We start from the raw sequence: 21,175 nt of genomic DNA, 5'->3' as shown, positions 1-21,175 counted from the left end.
TAGAGGACATTTTACCTGAAAAATAAAAGAGGACATTTTTGCTGAAAAGTAACAGGTGGTAAAATTAAATCTTGACAAGCTAATAAATTAGATGTATATTATAAAATAATGAAGGCTACTACTATATTAGGAGTTAGACACAAAGGTGAGGCTGCAATAGGTGGGGATGGACAGGTTACTTTTGAAAATACTATAATGAAAGAAGGAGCCCGCAAAATAAGGAAACTCTATAAAGGTAAAGTCCTTGTCGGCTTCTCTGGTGGAGTTGCAGATGCGCTCACTTTATTTGAGAGGTTTGAGTTAAAACTTGAAGCACTTCACGGAAACCTTGAAAGAGCTGTGATAGAACTTGCAAAAGACTGGCGGACAGATAAAGTACTTAGAAGGCTTGAGGCTTTGCTTGGTATTCTTGACCGTGAGCATGCATATGTAATATCAGGAAGTGGTGACATTATTGAACCTGACGATGGAATAATTGCACTTGGCTCAGGTGGTGCATATGCACTCGCTTGTGCAAGGGCTTTAATTAAGTATTCAAATCTATCGGCTCGTGAAGTTGTAGAAGAGTCAATAAAGACAGCTGCTTCAATATGTGTTTTCACAAACGACCGTATATCAATAGAAGTGCTATGAAAGAAAGCGATTTAACACCGTCTCGAATAGTAAAAGAGCTTGATAAATATATAATTGGACAAAATGAAGCCAAGCGCTCTGTAGCTATTGCTCTTAGAAATAGATGGAGAAGACAAAAAGTTAAAACGAAAATTAGGGAAGAAATAATGCCAAATAATATAATTCTTATAGGACCGACTGGGGTAGGAAAGACAGAAATTGCACGACGACTTGCAGGGTTAGTAGGAGCGCCATTTATAAAAGTGGAGGCATCAAAATTTACCGAAGTAGGATATGTAGGGAGAGATGTCGAGTCTATGGTTAGAGACCTTATGAATATATCTGTCAATATGGTACGTGCAGAACGGTTTAAATCCATCAAAAATAAGGCAGAGATTCTTGGCGAAGAGAGAGTTCTTGACCTTTTATTACCAAGGACAAAGGGGGATTCTAACTCAGCTGAGACACGGGAGAAACTTCGTAAGATGCTTCGCAAAGGTGAGTTATCTAAAAGACAGGTTGATATAACAATTGATGTCCAGATGCTACCTTTTATGGAAATCCTTTCCCCTATGGGTATGGAGGAGCTCAATATAGACCTGCATGAGATGATTGGCTCAATGCTTCCAAAGCAGCGTAAAACAAAAAAGGTATCAGTTGAAGAGGCGAAGCGAATTTTGACACAACAGGAAGCACAGAAACTTATTGACATGGACGAAGTAGTTCGTGAAGCAAAGCAGCGTATGGAAGATTCTGGTATAATATTTGTAGACGAGATTGATAAAATTGCAAGTAGTGGCGAGAGATTTGGACCAGATGTTTCAAGGACAGGAGTGCAGCGTGATTTACTTCCAATTATTGAAGGCTCTTCTGTAATGACAAAATATGGGATGGTGAGTACAGAGCATATACTCTTTATCGCTGCAGGAGCGTTTACAATGTCAAAACCGTCTGATCTTATACCAGAACTACAAGGGAGGTTCCCAATAAGAGTAGAACTACTTAGTTTAACTCAAGATGATTTCAAGCGAATCTTGGTAGAACCCGAAAATGCTCTTACTAAACAATATATTGCATTATTTGCTACAGAAGGTGCAAAACTTGAGTTTACTGAAGATGCTATATCTGAAATAGCCTATTATGCGAACCAAATAAACGAGACTATGGAAAATATAGGGGCAAGGAGATTGCATACAGTAATGTCAACTCTTCTTGAGGACTTCCTGTTTCAATTACCAGCCTTACGTGAAAAAGAAATGAAAATTACTGGAAAGTACGTAAAGGATAAGCTCAAGGATATAGTAAAAGACAAAGACCTCACAAGATATATACTGTGACCAAGCCCTATGAAACCCATGCAAGTCAAGAAAAAGAGTGGATTAAAAGATTCTTGCCTGCTTGTATCTGGGGGATAATCATTCTTACTTTATCAAGCATACCTTATCTTGAGACTCCGGGCCTAAAGATACTTGGGGTAGATAAAATTGGCCATTTGGGAGAATATTTGATTTTTTCATTGCTAATTTTTAAAAACAAAAATCAACAAAAACCTCTTATTCTTCTTTTAATCATTCTGTTTACTTTATTTGATGAGTTACATCAAAAATTCATCCCGGGAAGGGAGGTAGAACTTGCTGACCTTGGTGTAAATTTTATAGGTATTCTCACAGGGTGGCTAATTATTAGGAGGAGAAGATGAAAATATTTGAAATATTTAAAAGAAGTAATGAATTAAGCCAAATTCGTAATAATATAGATGAAATGGATAGACGAATAAGAAAGATAGAATTTAACTTACGAAATCTGAGAATACAAAAGGTTGAATGGAAGGATTTAAAAGTGGGTGTTTTTGTTGATGTCCAAAATATGTTTTATGCGGCTAAAAGTCAATTTGAAGCAAGACTTGATTATGTAAAGCTCTTACATCATATAGTTAAAGGTAGGAGACTGGTAAAAGCAATAGCCTATATAATTGAGAATCCTGAAATTAACCAATCTGGATTTATTTCTCTCTTATCTCATCACTCATTTGAGATTCGAAGAAAGCCGCTGATTCAGAGAGCAGACGGCTCACAGAAAGGAGATTGGGATATTGGGATAGCACTCGATGTACTTAACCTCGTGGAGTGGCTTGATGTGGTGAGTCTTGTGTCAGGGGATGGTGATTTTGTAAGTTTAGTAGAGGATGTAAAAGCAAGGGGACCGAGAGTAGAAGTTTATGGTTTTCCCCAAAATACAGCTATTGACTTAAAAGAAATAGCTGATGAGTTCTTTCCCATAGGTGATGAGCTTATACTTAAGCAATGAAATACCGTACACATAATTGTGGCGAACTTAGAAAAAGTGATGTAGATACTCAGGTTGTGCTTGCAGGATGGGTAGATTCAATAAGAGACCACGGGAAAGTAGGGTTTATAAATTTAAGAGACAGGACTGGGATAACACAAATAGTAGTAAAAGATGAAAATTTGCTCAAACTGATGAGAGAAATTGGACATGAATGGGTTATAAGTGTAAGCGGAATAGTTTCGTTACGTCCTAATGGGATGGAAAACCCTGAGTTACTTACAGGTGAGATAGATGTAGAAGCAGATAAAATTGAGGTTATTTCTAAATCAAAAGTTACTCCATTTGTGATAGCTGATGAAGTGAAAGCGAAGGATGAGCTACGCCTGAGATATAGATACCTTGATTTGCGTAGATATCCAATGCAACGTGCAATAATATTTAAGAGCGAAGTCTATCAAGCAATAATAGAGTATTTGCATAACCAGGGTTTTGTAAATATAGAAACGCCAATCCTTGGTCGTAGTACGCCTGAAGGAGCAAGGGATTTCATTGTCCCATCAAGGTTACACTTAGGTAAGTTTTACTCACTTACTCAGTCACCCCAGATTTACAAGCAACTACTTATCATAGCAGGATTTGACCGCTATTATCAACTTGCTAAATGCTTTAGAGATGAAGACCAAAGGAGAGATAGACAACTTGAGTTTACACAACTTGATGTCGAACTTGCTTTTGTAGATGAAGAAGATGTATTTGAACTAACTGAGGGGCTTATGGAATATATATTTAAGAAAGTCCTTAATATGCATTTACATACACCATTTAAGAGAATGACATATGAAGAAGCTATTGAGAAGTATGGAAGCGAGAAGCCTGATACGAGGTATGACTTATTTTTAACTGATATATCAGAGATTGCTAAGAAAAGCGAATTCAGAATATTTAAGGAAGCCAATACAGTAAAATGTATAATATGTGAAGGAGATATACCAAAAAAGGAGCTCAACAATTTTGAGAATATAGCTAAGGGGTATGGAATGGGGCTATCATGGCTCAAATTTATTGGAGGTAAATTTTCTGGTCCAGTTTGTAAGTTCTTCAGTGAGGAAGTCTTAGGAGAATTTGGACTTTCAAAAAATTCAACTGTATTGATTGTTGCTGGTGAATCAAAGAGAGTAAGTAAAGCACTTGGAGGGGTAAGAAGGGAGCTAATAGATAAGCAATTATTACAAAAGAGTGGTAAGTATGATTTTACTTGGATTACAGATTTTCCTATGTTTGAATATGATAAAGACACAGGTAGATTAGTACCTTCACACCATATTTTTGTTATGCCAAAGGAACCCGAAGTTATAGAAAATAATCCTGAGGCTGCGATTGGCAAGCTTTATGACCTTGTTCTTAATGGAGTAGAACTTGGAACAGGTAGCATAAGAATACACATTCGTAATTTACAAGAAAAAGTTATGGAAATCATAGGACTTGATAAAGACAGGCGAGTAAAGGAATTTGGTTGCCTACTTGAGGCTTTAGAATATGGGGCACCTCCCCATGGAGGTATTGCATTGGGACTTGATAGGCTTATAGCAATTATGCTAAATATACCAAGTATCCAAGATGTAATAGCATTCCCAAAAACTTTAACAGGTGTAGGGTTGCTTGAAGGAATCCCATCAGAAGTGGATGAAGCACAACTAAAGGAGGTTCATGTAAAAATAAGAAATGAATGAACTACGAATATATCCCGACCCTATATTAAGAAATAAAGCACGAGAGATTAAAGATTTTGACCCAGAAAAACTACAGTATGTGATTCAAATAATGGAGGAAGTGATAAAAGAGCATGAGGCTGTGGGAATTGCAGCACCACAAATTGGAATACTTGAACAAATAATACTTGCTAACAGAGGGGATGGATGTATAAGTATTATAAATCCAAAAATTGTGGAATCCAAGGGTAATGATATACTTGAAGAGGGATGTCTTTCGTTACCCGGAGTTGGAATTGAAATAACACGGCCAAATTTTGTTGTGATTAAAGGGATTGATGAATATGGTAAAGAAAAAATAATACAAGCAACAGATCTTTTGGCGAGAGTACTACAGCATGAGATAGACCATCTGAATGGGATTCTTATAATTGATAAACTTAGTCCTGTTGAGAGAGTAAAATTTGATATAGGTTGGAGAAGGAGGGAATATGAAAAGAGACCTCCATCCAGAATACTATGATACAACAATAACCTGCGCTTGCGGTAATGTTGTACACACAAGGTCTACAAAAAAAGACTTACATGTAGAGATTTGCTCAAAGTGTCACCCATTTTTTACAGGTCAGGAGAAACTTATTGACACTGCAGGAAGAATAGAGAGGTTCAAGAAAAGATATAAGAAGGTGTGAAAAAAGATTTTATTTCTATTAAAGATTTAAATAAAACCGACCTTGAAACCCTATTTTCACTTGCTGAGAGACTTAAAAAACTAAGACTAAAGCACAAAAGACTACTTGATAACAAAGTATTTGCACTTATATTTGAAAAACCGTCTCTAAGAACAAGGGTAACATTTGAAACAGGAATATATGAACTTGGAGGCAACTCCATTTATCTTTCACAAAAAGACATAGGAATTGGCTCACGTGAGACAGTGAAGGATATAGCACAAAATCTATCAAAATGGATATCCGGGATAATAGCAAGAGTTTTTACTCATCAAACTTTAGTAGACTTAGCCATATACGCAAGTATTCCAGTGATAAATGCACTTTCTGACCTTGAACACCCTTGCCAGGCACTTGCTGACCTGTTTACAATAAAGGAAAAATTTAATAAATTTGATGGACTAAAATTTGCCTACATCGGAGACGGCAACAATGTATGTCACTCATTAATGCTTGGTGCGAAGATAGTTGGGCTCAATATGTGGGTCGCAAGTCCAAAGGGATATGAGCCAATGAATGATTATATAAAACTAAGTTCCGCTAAAATTGTGAATGACCCTATTGAAGCTGTCAATAATGCAAATGTTGTATACACAGATGTTTGGGTTTCGATGGGACAGGAAGAAGAAAGAAAACAAAGACTAAAAGTATTTAAGAATTTCCAGGTAAACTTTAAACTTTTGAAGCATGCGAAACCAAATTGTCTTATAATGCATTGTTTACCAGCACATCGGGGTGAAGAAATAACATCTGAAGTTATAGATTCACAAAATTCAATAGTCATTGATCAGGCAGCTAACCGCTTACATATTCAAAAAGCACTACTTATCAAATTATTTGCCCCATCTAACATTAAATCCAAACAACTAACTATATAAAAGGGTACAAGTAGTAGAAAGCTACAGAAGAAATTTAATAAAAAAAAGGGCTCTAAAATTTTAGAGCCCTTTTTATTGTGTAAGAGTTTTATCTTACCCTCTCTCTGAGTTCGGTCCCGGGTCTGAATCTTGGAACATTCTTTGAAGGTATGTTTAGTGTAGCACCTGTTCTTGGATTCCTACCTTTTCTGGCAGCTCTCTTAGCTACATAGAATGTGCCGAACCCGACGAGTGTCACTGTTTGCTTCCTTGCGAGAGCATCTGATACAGTATCAATGAAGCAATCAACTGCTTTTCCTGCAGCTTTCTTTGTAATATCAGCATCTCTCGCAATCGCGTTAATAAGGTCCGCCTTCTTCATTTAATTCACCTCCTTTCTTGCTAAATGGTACTTTATAAAGGCTATTTTTGTCAAGTAAAAAATTATAAATTCCCCAATATTTAAGCCAATTTACAGCTTATTATGTATCCTAAATATAGATAGATTATAGACTTACGACTAATAAAGAGGGAAACACCTTTTTGATAAGGGATTACACGAATTTATTAATGCTGTTATGTAAAATAATAATTTTTGCATCTTTCTTCTTTTATAGTGGAGTAGTTATCACTCCCATAGCAATTGAGTTAATTTTAGTTTCCTTTGAATCTGCCCTTGATAGCATCACGCATGGAGCACGTGCCCCAACTACTATACCACCTATCTTTGCACCACCTAGCCAGACCATAGACTTAGCAGATATATTACCACAAGCTATATCCGGCATAAGTAGCATATCTGCATCTCCAGCTACTTCACTCTCTATTCCTTTGAGTTTACAAGCCTCTTTGGATACAGCAATGTCAAGAGCAAGGGGCCCTTCTACTTTGCATTCGCCAAACTCTCCACTTGCTCCCATTCTTGCAATTTCAGCTGCATCAATAGTCTCTTGCATATCTGGATTTACTGTTTCAATTGCAGCAAGAATGGCTATCTTTGGATATATAATCCCAAGTGCATGTGCAAACTCTATCGCATTCATTAAAATATTACATTTAGTATTGAGATCCGGCTTTATAATCATACCACCGTCAGTTATTAGAAGCAGTTTATGGTAAAGAGGGCTCTCTACGACTGCAATATGAGAAAGAGTCCTCTGTGTTCTAAGTCCTACAGACTTGTCCAGGACTCCCCGCAAAAACGCAGAAGTAGATATTTTTCCCTTCATAAGTATATCTGCTTTACCACTACCGACAAGCTTGGCAGCTTTAACAGGAATTTCTTCTGTAGTAGCGGGTACAATTTCGAATTCTTTAGTAATCTCTCTTATTTTCTTCTCATTTCCAACAAGTATAGGCTCTACAAGCCCAATTTCAGCTGCCCATCTAAGAGCTTCAATAGCTACAGGGTCATCTCCCCCGCTTACTACAATACGTTTTGGACCTTTTAATTTTGCAGCCTCAATAAGCTCCTTAAAACTGCTTATCACTATAGTCTATTAAATCAAGATAACCAGAATTAACTAAGTATTTAATGCATCAAAATAAGCTTTTCTGTCTTTGTATAACCACCACCAGCTTCAAACTTTGCAAAGTATATGCCAGTTGCTAGTCCTTTTGCATCAAAGCTGACATTATAATATCCAGGCTCTTTCTTACTATTTACCAGAGTCTTTACTAACCGCCCTGAAATATCGTAAATTTTTAAACTCACCACCCCCTTCTTGGGTAAGCCAAATCTAATTTTAGCCTCCGAACCAAATGGGTTAGGGGAAACCTGGAATAGATTTTGGATATTTAGTACTGAGAGTTGACTTTCTTCTATTCCTGCTGGTGGCCCATTTATGGCAACAACTGCGTCAAGGTCATAGCCAGGTGCAGAAGATAGTGAGTCGCCATCTCCATCATCTACAATCTTTATGTATTTTACCTGCGATAGTCCAGAACCTGAGAGGTCAAATGACGCTGTTCCAATTCCTGAGCCAAGAGGTGTCCATGAGATTGTATCATTACTACCAAAGATGTAGAAACTCTCGTTTAATTCCTCTCCCGCACCCTCGTATACAGTAAAGTCAGCACATGGGCCATCAACGATAGTGGTACCCATCTCTAATACAATCCAGCCACCTACACCTAAAGATACAAATCCACCATCTGGTGTACCTAAAGCTGCTTCAGGATCTGTATACTGGTTATTACTGCCCTTTATATCAGAGGCAATGACTTGATTGGCACCACCTGGATTGTCAGGACCTGACCAGAGGGGCTCAAATATTACCTTGCCCAAAGCTGAATTGTCATAATAGTCAAAAATATGAGTCTTAATTTCATCCAAATCCATAGTCCCCCAATAATTTCTCTGTGCCCAGATAGTGTTTGGGGTATTATTATAAACATCGTATTTACTATTGTTATGTATTACATTTCTTGACTCCTTGTTCGCATTCTTATCACCAAGATTAGGTTGCGACCGCTCGTCTATGTATACACCGTAACTCGTGTTATCTACTATATTAGTGAGTTTAACACTTGGACTTGAACTACCTGAAGTAAGAATACCAGTCTCATTGTCCATAATTGTGCTATTCTTAACTTCACCACTTGACCCATTTGTATACCACAACCCCGTTGCATTACTAAGTAAAGTATCATTCTTTACATCTACAACGGCAGTATTTGTTGCATATACGCCTGCATCCCACGAATTTGTAATAATTGAACTCTTAACCTCTGTCTTGCCCTTATCTACCCATATACCTCTACCATTATGTACAATAGTATTTTGCATAAGGCTCAACTGGTTAGCAAGTGAATACACTCCAGCATCCAAACAATCACTTATCCTACACTTCTGAACCTCAAGCTTCCTATCCTTATCTAACACAGATATTCCACGATATGCATACTCTACAATACAATCCTTAATCTTCTCTTTAGGGTCACTTTTCGTCTCTAATAAACTAATTAACTGGCTAACTGGCAAACTATTTAACTCCGTCTCCTCTGTGTCCATAATCTGTGTCCCCATTTTTGCATTTTGTAATTTACAATCTGCAATTTGCAATTGTATTTCTGTCTCCTCTGTGTCTATAAGCTGTGTAATCTGTGTCCCCATAATCTGTGTAATTTTGTGTTCACATCCGTGTTTATCCGTGGTTCTAAATGTAATTCCCTGCCAATCATCAGCCTTTGGTATAGCTGCATCAGATGTAAACATAATCGGACTATCTTCAGTTCCCATGGCATTCAATCTACCTTCAACACTTAACCCTGTAAGTGGTTCAATACCTGCCGCAAACCTAACTGTCGTCCCAGGCTCTATAGTCAATGTCTTATCCGCAGGTACTATAAGTTCACCCCCAATAGATACAATACCAGAGAAAGTAGTATCAGCCTCAATAGGCCCCCAGGTATAGAAATAACTGAAGTCAACTGGCCCACAAGCCGGGTTCTCATTATCATCATAAATCTTAGCATCTATCTCAGCTGCCTTACAAGTAGTCACCCAATTATTACCCTGTGCCATTGTAACATATGGACATCTATCTACATAAATATTCCAACAGTCATTATTGTATATCTGGTTCATCCCTTGATTTGTGGTGTCAGCATCAATAAGATTGCCAAGGTCAATTAGACCACTATCATATGCGAATGAAAACCATACACCTACACTATCACAGTCAGTGATAATATTACCTGTAAGGACAGACCTTAACCTTGGTATCTTAGCCCCAAAAGAATGGACTCCATAAAGATTATGCTCAAATTTGTTCCCTTTTATACAAGCGTAGAATGCACCACTAGGATTCTCACCATATCTCCTAACACTGACTCCAATATGGTTATCAGTAAATTCATTCCCTGTAACAATAGCCCAAGAGGAATCTATTGAGAATTCCCTAAACCCTAAAGAGAGACCAGCAAGTGGCTCCGGGTATTGGTACCAACCATTGTTGATAAATGTATTGTTTTTTATCTCCAACGCAAACCCCATAGGTGATGTAATATCAAGACCATGCCAGACATTGTCCTTTACCATGTTGCCTTCATACCTGCCTCTTGTATAACCACCAGTGTAAATTCCCTTGAAGTTATCTACTATCTTATTATTGGTGAGAGTGAGATTAGACTCATATGCATAAATACCTGTACCCTCAAACTCTATAGTATCAGACCTCGGAAAGAATCCATTTATCGGTGTAAATCTGCCTAAATCCATGCTTTTATATCTGTGCACATCTGTGGTTAGCTGTGGCTCAAATTTGAGTTTAGTTGAATCAGATATAGCCATTGAGTTCTTGTATATAAAATTAGAATCAATTATAGCACTGGAATTCCAACAATATATCCCATAACTCCTATTTAGCTGGATAGTATTAGCTCTTATAATTGGACTGGAATTCTTGATATCAATCCCAATAGCATTTTGTTCAATAGTGTTATGAGTGATGATAGGAGATGAGCCATCGCACCTAATCCCAGTAGACGCATATTCAACCATACAGTAATCAAGCTCACCCTGTGCATGAACGCTAAATCTTATCCCATACCAATCGCCCACAACGGGAGTTTCAGTCGCCGATGTAAATCTTATTGAATCACTCTCAGTTCCTACTGCCAAAAGTGCACCATTTACTATTATTTCACATCTCCCAGCATCTACTCCACTACTCTGGTCATCACTCCAAGGTGAAGCCCAAATCTTTACCCCTGGTTTTATAGTGAGTGTGACACCACTATCAATTATTACATCGCCTGTGATATAAACATCACGAGTCCATTCTGTATCTTCTGTAATTTTGCTTGAGAAAAGATAAGGCACAAATACATCCTTTGACCCATATCTTATTTCATAAGGTGCCTCATTACCTGAAGTATAGACATAGTGTAGCTTCCAGCCAATAACACCAGGATGAGGTTGAATCACTTCTATATCTGCTTGTGGAAAGCATTCATTAGTCATAGTATGTATTCCATCTATATCATGAGGACCTTCCCAGCCTATACCATTAAAGTGGTTTTCGTATATTTGGTAACTTTTATCGGGTTGCTCTTCGCTCCAAAGAACCTCACAACCACCAACAATCACTGGATACACACTTGCATAATATGGGCTATCACTTATTTTGCGTATACGTGACCAACCTATACCATCAGGCTTAATCCTTCCCATTATATGATAGATCTCTGTATCTTCTCCTTGCCACACAACATTAGTATACCCGTCCCATATCTCCATCGATGGATGACTACCTTTTGCAATATCTCTTGAAGTCCAGCTACCACCAATTTTAACTGCATAATAGATAGTATTTTCTTCTTCCTCTATAGGAAATGTAAACGCTATATGAGGCCTCTGATATTCATCAATATCAACTGATGGTGATGTCAAAGGTTTAGGCTCAACCCATGTAAGATAAGAAGCTACAGTCTCCCAATCAGTACCTTCTGGATGACCTACAGGAAATGTTCTATACCTGATTACATATTCAAACCCTTGCTCAACAAGTTTTACAGTCTTAAGAGCTATGTGTACCCAATCATTATCATCAACCACAATTGCTGGCGGCGCAAACCCTCCCACTAATATACCCGTTGCCATCCTCAATAGTTCTTGTGGCTCACCAAAATTTTTACAATAATAAAGCACATCCTCTGACCCTTCCCTATTTATCCAGCATGTATTCTTTTTACCCACATTATCAACGGCTAAAGCAGGGAATCTACCATTTCCAATTACTACCTTATCTGACCAAGATTGACCGTAATCGGTACTCCTTGCATACCTGACTATATTATCATCGGAAAAAACCAAATGTAGATTATCCTGTGAATCAATTGCCAACTTCCGCTGATTATTATATCCAGTCGCCTCCGCAATATCGGAAGTTAGATAGCAGATTGAGAAATTAGCATCACTCTCATCTAAAGCAGTATTTCCAATCGCATTTGTAACGGTAATTCTCACTCTACAGTTATCAGAAGGAAGTTCAGGAACTTTCCAATCATAAGAATGCAGATTTGGGTCAGTAATTGTAGCAATTGGATACCAAGTTACACCATCAGTTGTATACTCAAGCTTCTGTTCTTTTATATGGTTCTTTATATCCCATGTAATTGTATAAGTCTTACCAATCTCTAAATGTTCACCACCATTAGGATAAATAAGAGTAACTTCAGGTGCCACAAGCATCTTCTCAAACTTAATTTCAAAAGGTGGTTCGTTACCTTCTGTCCACATCGAATAAAAATTTCCAGGAGATAAAGCTATGTGAGGAAAGGTAGAGTTCTCATGAGTATTGCTGATATTAATTGGTACCAACCAATCCTCATTTACTTTCTTTTCACTCATATAAATTTCAAAATTATCTTGCTCAATATCATTCCATGCGACATATAGATTTCCATCCCAAGTGGAGATTACAGGAAAAGTCGAAACATCAAGTGAAACAGATGCAATAGGTAAAGGGGCAGTCCAACTAATCCCATCACTACAGGTTGAAAGATATAATTTTGAACCTGCCTGCCATATACAAAATAGTCTACCTGAAGCGTCAGATGTAGCTGAAGGAAATTGACAATTCCTACAGCTACCAGAAATAGTTTCTGGCTTTGTCCACTTGTGGTAACCAGTCCGTTTACTAGTGCATATCTTACCTTCTTGTTGCCAGACTACATGTGGAATTCCTCTTAAATCTATTGCCACACATGCATATATTGGGACAATTGGAAAATCAGGGTAGTAAACATCTTCTCCCTCAGGCTCAGGGAATACTCGCATATACAATACTGTTGGATCAACTTTATCCAATTTTTTAGCTACTTGCCGATAAGTAAGTGCCATATGAACTGTATCACCCCGCCCTATTGCGATTGAAGGAGGGGTTATAGTTTCCCATCTATTAATGAGAAGAAATGGCTCTTCCCAAATAATACCATCATTACTATATACACGATAGACCCAACCTCTGTTAGGATTAGTAGGGTCATACTGTGTCCATACTACAAATCTTGTGCCCGATGAAGTTATTGCAATAGCAGGATGAGTGCAATTAAGTAATTCACCACTGAGACAGGTAATACTCCAATTTTCTCCTCCATTTGATGATTCCTTATACCAAATTTTACCATCCATAGCATATACCATACATATCAAGTTGTCAAAAGTGGCAAGCTTTCGCCCGTTTTGAAAAGCAGTAGCAACAGGAAATGTGCGTGCATATTTAGAATAAGTTGTATCTGAAAAGCCGTGAACCGTCTCATATGCGGCTATCCTATATCGATAGGTAGTCCCGGGTAATAGATTATTGTCTATAAACTCCATTTGGCCTGTCCCAGGGTTTGCATCTACCCAGATAAGAGTGTCACTTTTACCTGCTATTTCACGCCAAATAGCATACTTTTCTTCATAATTAGAATTGTCTCGCCAAGTAAGTTTTACCTTATCAAACGATATCCCAGCAGCTGTAACTTCAGTAGGCGCAGAAAGCCATGGTGTAGTAGCAGATTTTTCATCAGAGAAAGGAGATTCCCAACTTCCTACATATGCTCTTACTTTGTAATAATAAGTTATACCACGCTCAACAGTATTATCAGTGTAAAAACTTGTTCCATCGAGCACCTTATCAATGCGTCCATATTCATCTGTTCCATCAAGGGCAGGCTTACGGTATATTTGGATACTATCAATTGATACAGATACGGTGACGGGATTATTCCAACATAATTCGATTGAGTTTTCTGAGATGGCACGAGCTACAAGATTGTATGGATGGGCTAAGATGGTGAAACTGCCGCTTGTTCTTGAAAATGTATGATTGGCGTCGAGAGAGAATTCAAGCTTAATCTTTGCATTATAAGTAACAACCTGTGGTGGATACCAATCAGCTTCTCGTTGTTGCTCATCATTTGTATTGGAGCTTAGAAAATGTTGCCAAGAGACACCGCTATCAAGTGAATAATAAAGATGTTGTGAAATAGCCATGTCGTTACTCCACCACCTCACAGTGTAGGACTCGCCTGCAGTTAAAACTTCACCCCCAATAGGATTTTGGAGTTGCAACTGGAAGGATTCACCGTTGCCATACAGATATTTAGTAAGCGAGTCTTCTTCTAAAAAGTAATATATTTCGCCCTCCATATCATATGTGTGAACTTCCAAAGTATAATATCCATTTTGAGAAGGACGTGATAAAGAAAATACGGGATTCCCTGGCGTCCCAGGTGTACAATTATGAGTAGGTATACCTACCCAAGTCTCAAATTCTGGTTTTAATTTAGCTAAAATTGATAGAACATTTGAATATTCGTATGCATTAAGATCTATACGAAGCACTGTTTGCGGAGGAGTGATAGTTTGTTGTGAAGGATATATCACAGGACACCTTTGAAATGCACCATTTATTACCACATCATCATCTATCATCCACTTCTTGATAAACTCAGTAGTGTAGGTACATTCGGTGAGAGAAAGCTCACCACTTGCACCAATATCTTCATATACAACGTAATCATGAGGTTCCGAGTGCCCGTGGCTTGCATAGATTATGGGATTAAATGTTGCACTGGCAAGATAGGCCTGCGATATATCAACCACACCATCATCAGGACCTGTCAATACTCCGGCAATCTTCTTGTGCTTACGTTCTCCCCTTATCACACTCATTCCGCCTGATATATAATTATCGTAGCCTAACCAATCATGCCATAACATATCTTCACCATTCCATAGGTCTATAAATTCTTGGTCTCCACCAAATAGATTTGCATTCATTTCCAAATCTTCACCATCTTTCTGCCAATCTTTGTCACCTGAAAACATATAAAATAGAGTAGTCTCTAATGGATTATTGAATGGATGATTAGGTGTAGCTACCATCAGTAACTTTCTTACTTTTGATCTACACCCATAGTTCTTTATTGCCACTCTCGCTACAAGCCCACCCATTGAGTGTGCTACTATATCAACTTTTGTAGCTCCAGTTTTAGTTAGTACTTTATCAATAAAATCTGCAAGCCTTTTTGCAAATCTTCCAGTGTTCCAACTCTCAATGAACGTTCTATTCCAGGCCACAAAATCACTCGGCTCCATAGGTTTTGGTAAGTACCTTGGCCACCATTCAATATGGTCATACGGGTCAGGAGGATACCCCTCCATATAAGGGGCAGAGACTCTCTTTCGACCTGCCCCATCATAGTATATATAAACCTTTACCTTTTGTTCTGAAAGCCCTATAACTCCAGGATTTCCTTGAGGATGGTAGTAAGAAAAGTTATATATTCGCTTTGCATCAGGCGTAGGCTGAAGTTCTGTATTTTCGCAACAGTTAAGAGGTAAACCTGCAGTATACCCATCATAATGTGAATTAAGGATTTTTTGCATTACTGTGGTATAGTCGTGAGGATTCCATGTTTTAAACCCTGCAACTGTGTCAGCCTCTGATTTGTGTCCATGTACAAAGATAATAGGTATATCTGCTGCGTTTAATCTAAGTGCAGCAATTGGTAAAACTAGACCAATTAATCGTTTCATTTTACACCTTCTATGGTGGTTTTAAAATTTACATAAATAAAAATACCTGTTACATCCAAACTCGATGGGAACCAAGAAACTGTCGATGTAGAATTATATCCTATTCTCCCTAATTTAATACCTGTAGAAACATTAGAGACAATAAAAGAAGATAAATACCACACTTTCCCTATTGAAAATGAGACGCCTATACCATTACCTTCTCCCTTAATTGTTTCATAACCGACAAAATTATGTTTCCAAGGTTCGTCAGGATCAGTCTCGTATATCTTTTCAATATCTTTGCAGCGTGATAAATAAAAAGAACCTCCGAACTTTAAAAAGTATTTATCGGGGAAAATAGCATTTTGCAATACCATATTTAAAGTAATTGGAACCATCTCTATTTCCCATTTTTCATTATAATAACCCACCCTTCTATTCTTCAATCTTGCCCACCCATATCCTGTTCCAATCTCGATTTCCCATTTCTCATTTATTCTATAATAAACATTCCCTTCCACTAAATTAAGCCAATAAAGCCATCTAAAAGGATTAATATCCCATTCTTCTTGGGACTCCCCTACTAAATCCTCTCCTGTATAGCATATCCCCGGGCTATACCCAACTCCCACACTCCACCTATCCCAAAAACTTATTTCTGGTTTCTCCTGTGCAGTTCCAACAATCCCATGCAATAAACCAAAAGTAATAAAACTGTACAATATTTGTTTTCTCATAATTATCACTCCTTTACAAAATGATGTCCTAACCTTTTCCAAAAGTCAAACAAAAAATCTCATCGTATAATCCATTTCCAAATCTTTTGCATAATACCAAAGTTCGTTATCCTTTACCCAGGTGATAGCAAGCCAATCAGCCTTGCAACTAATTGCAGGAGAACTCCCTGACCCAAAAGAAGTTTTCTTTGTCCAAGTATTACCTTCATGTGGGTGTGAAGGGGACAGAGCCCATATCTATGGTTTTGCCTCTCTCCTTGACTCCTATATTTTTTCTATCAACCACGATATTTTATTTCTTCATTTTAATTTTAGCTCTAAATTCCTGAGAGAAAAAATCAGACTTGACACCATTATTTTTTGCTTCAATATAACGCTTATTATAATAGGGATCATCCCAATCCTCGCCTTCTCCATATAGCACATGGATATGGTCATATTTATACGCATCTTCAGCTTCTGGGTCAGGACAATATAATTTATAGTGTGAATTATCAAACAGCAGTTCCCACATAAGATATGTATCTAGCCAGAACTCTTTCATTGGCTGTGGCTCTGCTTCACCACTTTTTATCCTTTCTCCTATTCCACCCCACTCCCAAGTGGTATCTGCTAACTTATCTGCAGTCTCACCACAGATTAGAACTGCATTGTGGTTGGGTATTGCATAACTTTTTATAGTGAAATTAAATGTAAAAAGCATTAGCAATAAAGCGAATAATACCTTCTTCATCTTTTCTTCTCCCTTAACTAAAGGTTTTAGGCTTAATGCACTACAACCACTTTTCTCGTTGTAATACGCCCCCCTGCCTTTAAAGTAAGAAAATAAACACCTGAACATAGTATACCTCCCTTCTTAAATCTCCCAAGTGGAAGCACGAATTTATGCTCACCTGAAGATTGGTACCCTAAATCAACCTTATCAATTACTTGCCCTGCTATATCTGATATTATGATATTTACACTGTGGAATTTGGATAGGCTATAATAAATTTTAATTCCTCCATAGCAAGGATTAGGAAAAGTATCTAACATAAATCCGTAAGTATGATTTAGCTTCTCCTCTATTCTTAATAAATTATGTCTACTGTACCAGATTCCGTCGTGAGAATACCATACTAAATGAAGGGTAGTTTGTATCTTGTCTATTGTTAAATCAGCATAACCTTTTGCACTTGGGATAGTGTCTGGTTGAGACCAAGAACCATTTTCCCAAAAACTATAATATAATCCTCCCAATCCGGTCCATACAACATATACTCTATTTTGAGAATCGCTTACTATTACAGGTTGACTGGCAATTTCGGCTGTAAATAATAGCGTGCAGGGACACCAAGTGTCACCCTCATAATGAGTATAAACTATTTCGTTTTGTGCAGGGCCAGGAGTTCTCTCCTCCCATACCACATGTGGCAAACAAAATGTATCTATACCTATTCTGGGATATACAGATTGACCAGGTGATATATCTGGGAGTAGGACAGATGGTGACCACGATGTCCCATTATATTTGGAGTAACGTACCCCGTAATTACCGGTATAATCTTGCCATACTACATGTAAATTATCTTTCAAATCTATCGCTATATTAATCTTTGCAGAGTGAGGTAAATCATTGGAAACATTTATAGGATAACTCCAAGCGTGTCCATCAAATTTGCTGTAAAAAATCTCCGTATTTCCACCTATATCAGGACTACCGCTCCATACTAAATGGAGGTTGTTTAAAGAATCGCAAATTAAATCACTCGTCCCTAAAGCTGAGCAGTTTGGCAAGATCTCAGCCATACAAATTGGAGTAGCCCAGTTAGTGCCATTGTAATAGGTGTAGTAAAGCTTCCCAACATAAGGACCAAAATCTGTCCATGTCACATGTATCCAATTCAATGTATCTGTGGTAATAGCTACATTCCCTGCCCCTGTAGCATTAGGGGATATGTCAAGGGGAGAAGACCAACCAGTCCCACTGTTGCAGGAATAGAATATATGATCGTACCTTGCTTCATTTATTTTTGTTTTACACCACCACACAACATGAATCCATCCCCTTTTATCACTCGTCACAGCGGGAGCCACTCCAGAATTTGATATCTGAACCGGTGGCGTCCATGAAAATGCTTGAATTGGGGTTAAAAGCACTAATATAATAAATATTTTTTTCATTTCTTAATTTCCATACAACACATGAATATGGTCATATTTATATACATCTTCAGCACCTATAAGGCGCAAAGGGGACAGAGCCCATATTTATGGTTCTGCCTCTCTCCTTGACTCCTATATTTTTTCTATCAACCACGATATTTTATTTCTTCATTTTAATTTTAGCTCTAAATTCCCGAGAGAAAAAATCAGACTTGACACTATTATTTCACTTACTTTTAAGGACCATCTTCAATAAGTTCTACATTATAAGAAGTCAGCTGCCGTTTATTTGAGCCATCTGCATCCATAATCCAGAGCATACCACTCTCAGAAGTGAATTCCCAACCATTATACTGACTATAGACGATCTTCTTACCATCAGGTGACCAGTTTGGAGCAACACCTCCTTCTGTAGTTAACTTTTTAGGATCGCTTCCATCGAAATCCATTACCCAGACTTGAGGGACTTCTCCATTTGCTTGTGATGAAAAAAACAATTTTTGCTCCATCAGGAGACCAGACCGGATCTATATTCCTTATGCCCAAAAATGTTAATTGCTTTGCATTTGTTCCAGTAGTATCTATAACCCAAATTTGAGATCCAGCCCCGGTTGAACCAAGGCCTCCTTCACAGACAAATTTTGCTCCGTCAGGTGACCAATCGGGAGAGCGCCAAAAAGGTATTAGATACCTTTTGTTCTCCCCACCAGCCTCCATAACCCATATTCCCCTTCCAGGAGGCTCAGTGGTACAATCATATGCAATCTTTTTACCATCAGCCGACCAATCCGGGAAGAAGAAGCGACCTTCTTCGTCACAAGTTAAGCAAGTTAAACCACTACCATCCACATTGATAGTATAAATGTGTGCTCCCCTCACAAAAGCAAGTTTGTTCCCATCTGGCGACCAATCAGGAGAGCCAGCACTCCACTCCTTTAGATTTAAAAACATCTGATAATTTGAGCCAGCCGTATCAATAAACCAGATTCCAGTTGAATCCCGATTAACAGAACAAGCACCATTCTTCCAGATCTTAGTGACATGTGAATGGTAATATGCAATAGTACCCCCATCGGGCGACCAAGCAGGGCCATCGTCAATTTGCAGATAAACTGGTGTTGGTGGTTCTACTGCATTGTTTGAATTTCGCCTACAACTATTTAAAAGAAAAACAACTACACTCATCAATAAAATCAAACTTTTCACTTCCCTATAACTCTTTGGCCTTCCATTGTAGGGAAATAAGGGACAGCGAGGCTGTCTGACAATTCAAATTACCGTATAACATTCACCACTTTCGCATCAAAATAAGGTGATATATAGTAACAACTCACCATATTACTTGCAAAAATGAGTCCATTTTGAAGGTCGTTCACCATTCTTGCACCACCTCTAATAATTATTGGACAGCCTCACAGCGACCATTTATTTGTTTCAGGGTGTGAAGGGGACAGAGCTCACATTTATGGTTTTACCTCTCTCCTTGACTCCTATATTTTTTTCTATCAACCACAATATTTTATTTCTCTCCATTGTTTACTATATATTAATCCATTTTCCCAATTTTGCAACTTATTTTTATGCACTCCGCTGGTCATCACTCCAAGGTTCTATCCAAATCTTCACCCCGGGTTTAATAGTCAAAGTAACTCCCTCATCTACCCACACATCACCAGTTATATATATCCGTATCAAAAATAGAAGTGTCCCCTTCTATATTGCTAGGTTATGAGATTGCTTCGTCCCAACACTTATCGGGACTCGCAACGACATTTTAATTAGACCGTAAAAGATATGGCTATATTAATCAATTACTTACTGCTTGAGTCCCACTGTTTTCCAAACAACGGCTTAATAAGTTCTATAGGCAATGGAAAGATGATAGTAGAGTTTTTCTCTGCTGATACTTCTGTAAGTGTTTGTAAGAATCTGAGTTGTAAACCAGATGGTGACCTACTTAGAACCTCTGATGCCTCTCTAAGTTTTTCTGATGCCTCATATTCACCCATTGCATGTATTACCTTTGCACGACGCTCCCTCTCCGACTCTGCCTGTTTAGCCATTGCTCGTTTCATCGTTTCAGGGAGTTCTACATACTTCACTTCCACAACTGATACTTTTATTCCCCATGGGTCAGTTTGCTCGTCGATTATCTCCTGTAACCTTTTGTTGATTTTCTCTCTCTCAGCAAGTAACTCATCAAGCTCTGCCTGTCCCAGCACGCTCCTTAAAGTAGTTTGAGATATTTGAGATGTAGCATAAAGGTAATCCTGCACCTGTATAACTGCCTTTCCCGGATCCATCACTCTAAAATAAACCACTGCATTCACTTTTGTTGACACATTATCCTTAGTTATTACATCTTGAGAAGGCACATCTAATGTAACAACTCTAAGTGAGACTCTCACAAGTCTATCAATGAATGGTATGATAACTACAAGTCCGGGTCCCCTAATCCCGACAAATCTACCAAGTCTAAATAACACTCCACGCTCATACTCTGGAAGCACCTTTATTGCATTAGCGAGAAGTATTATGACAAAAAATACAATAAAAGCTATCGCAATACCCATGATTC

The 21,175-nt window shown here is 38.0% G+C and carries 17 protein-coding genes; 8 read left to right on the top strand and 9 right to left on the bottom strand.

The annotated features are described in order from the left end of the window. The first annotated feature begins 108 nt into the window (after nt 1–108). Genes hslV through argF form a run of 8 tightly spaced genes read left to right on the top strand, consistent with a single transcriptional unit; the run spans nt 109 to nt 6,219 of the window. The gene (gene hslV / locus QMD71_01955; protein MDI6839614.1) at nt 109–633 is read left to right on the top strand and encodes an ATP-dependent protease subunit HslV; all 525 of its coding nucleotides are present in this window, start codon (nt 109–111) and stop codon (nt 631–633) included. Then, nucleotides 630–1,949, top strand: a complete 1,320-nt coding sequence (gene hslU, locus QMD71_01950; GenBank protein MDI6839613.1) for an ATP-dependent protease ATPase subunit HslU — start codon at nt 630–632, stop codon at nt 1,947–1,949. Before hslV ends, hslU begins: the two co-directional genes overlap by 4 nt. Then, nucleotides 1,946–2,311, top strand: a complete 366-nt coding sequence (locus QMD71_01945) for a VanZ family protein (protein ID MDI6839612.1) — start codon at nt 1,946–1,948, stop codon at nt 2,309–2,311. Before hslU ends, QMD71_01945 begins: the two co-directional genes overlap by 4 nt. Beyond that, nucleotides 2,308–2,919, top strand: a complete 612-nt coding sequence (locus QMD71_01940) for an NYN domain-containing protein (GenBank protein MDI6839611.1) — start codon at nt 2,308–2,310, stop codon at nt 2,917–2,919. The genes QMD71_01945 and QMD71_01940 overlap by 4 nt, the downstream gene beginning before the upstream one ends. Further along, nucleotides 2,916–4,631 (top strand): aspartate--tRNA ligase, encoded by a 1,716-nt coding sequence (gene aspS, locus QMD71_01935; protein MDI6839610.1) that lies wholly within the window; start codon nt 2,916–2,918, stop codon nt 4,629–4,631. The genes QMD71_01940 and aspS overlap by 4 nt, the downstream gene beginning before the upstream one ends. After that, nucleotides 4,624–5,133, top strand: a complete 510-nt coding sequence (gene def / locus QMD71_01930) for a peptide deformylase (GenBank protein ID MDI6839609.1) — start codon at nt 4,624–4,626, stop codon at nt 5,131–5,133. The genes aspS and def overlap by 8 nt, the downstream gene beginning before the upstream one ends. Then, complete coding sequence (rpmE, locus tag QMD71_01925; GenBank protein MDI6839608.1) at nt 5,102–5,302, top strand: 50S ribosomal protein L31; 201 nt, start codon at nt 5,102–5,104, stop codon at nt 5,300–5,302. The genes def and rpmE overlap by 32 nt, the downstream gene beginning before the upstream one ends. Then, nucleotides 5,299–6,219, top strand: a complete 921-nt coding sequence (argF, locus tag QMD71_01920; GenBank protein MDI6839607.1) for an ornithine carbamoyltransferase — start codon at nt 5,299–5,301, stop codon at nt 6,217–6,219. The genes rpmE and argF overlap by 4 nt, the downstream gene beginning before the upstream one ends. Before the next feature lie 88 nt (nt 6,220–6,307). Here the strand turns inward: argF and QMD71_01915 are convergent, their stop codons facing one another. The 9 genes from QMD71_01915 to QMD71_01875 form a co-directional block, all read right to left on the bottom strand. Continuing rightward, nucleotides 6,308–6,580, bottom strand: coding sequence for an HU family DNA-binding protein (locus QMD71_01915; protein ID MDI6839606.1), 273 nt, complete (start codon nt 6,578–6,580; stop codon nt 6,308–6,310). A 229-nt stretch (nt 6,581–6,809) separates the two neighbouring features. Beyond that, on the bottom strand, nt 6,810–7,688 hold the full coding sequence (locus QMD71_01910; GenBank protein MDI6839605.1) for a bifunctional enoyl-CoA hydratase/phosphate acetyltransferase: 879 nt from the start codon (nt 7,686–7,688) through the stop codon (nt 6,810–6,812). A gap of 41 nt (nt 7,689–7,729) precedes the next feature. Next, nucleotides 7,730–15,733, bottom strand: a complete 8,004-nt coding sequence (locus tag QMD71_01905) for an alpha/beta fold hydrolase (protein MDI6839604.1) — start codon at nt 15,731–15,733, stop codon at nt 7,730–7,732. Beyond that, on the bottom strand, nt 15,730–16,452 hold the full coding sequence (locus QMD71_01900; protein ID MDI6839603.1) for a hypothetical protein: 723 nt from the start codon (nt 16,450–16,452) through the stop codon (nt 15,730–15,732). The genes QMD71_01905 and QMD71_01900 overlap by 4 nt, the downstream gene beginning before the upstream one ends. Before the next feature lie 292 nt (nt 16,453–16,744). Beyond that, nucleotides 16,745–17,185 (bottom strand): hypothetical protein, encoded by a 441-nt coding sequence (locus QMD71_01895; GenBank protein ID MDI6839602.1) that lies wholly within the window; start codon nt 17,183–17,185, stop codon nt 16,745–16,747. Nucleotides 17,186–17,217: 32 nt separating this feature from the next. Next, nucleotides 17,218–18,615, bottom strand: coding sequence for a T9SS type A sorting domain-containing protein (locus QMD71_01890; protein ID MDI6839601.1), 1,398 nt, complete (start codon nt 18,613–18,615; stop codon nt 17,218–17,220). Between the two features lie 218 nt (nt 18,616–18,833). After that, nucleotides 18,834–19,046 carry a hypothetical protein gene (locus QMD71_01885; protein MDI6839600.1) on the bottom strand — a complete coding sequence of 71 codons (213 nt, stop codon included), beginning with the start codon at nt 19,044–19,046 and terminating at the stop codon, nt 18,834–18,836. Next, complete coding sequence (locus QMD71_01880) at nt 19,021–19,803, bottom strand: DPP IV N-terminal domain-containing protein (protein MDI6839599.1); 783 nt, start codon at nt 19,801–19,803, stop codon at nt 19,021–19,023. The genes QMD71_01885 and QMD71_01880 overlap by 26 nt, the downstream gene beginning before the upstream one ends. A gap of 605 nt (nt 19,804–20,408) precedes the next feature. After that, entirely contained in the window at nt 20,409–21,170 is a 762-nt protein-coding gene (locus QMD71_01875) for a slipin family protein (protein ID MDI6839598.1), read from the bottom strand. Nucleotides 21,171–21,175: the final 5 nt, after the last annotated feature.

It is taken from the genome of bacterium, assembly GCA_030018315.1.
Taxonomy (GTDB): Bacteria; Hydrothermota; UBA3073; order JACQXS01; family JAGMCI01; genus JASEGA01.
Note: the sequence above shows the minus strand (reverse complement) of the source record. Positions and strands in the feature narration are given on the sequence as shown.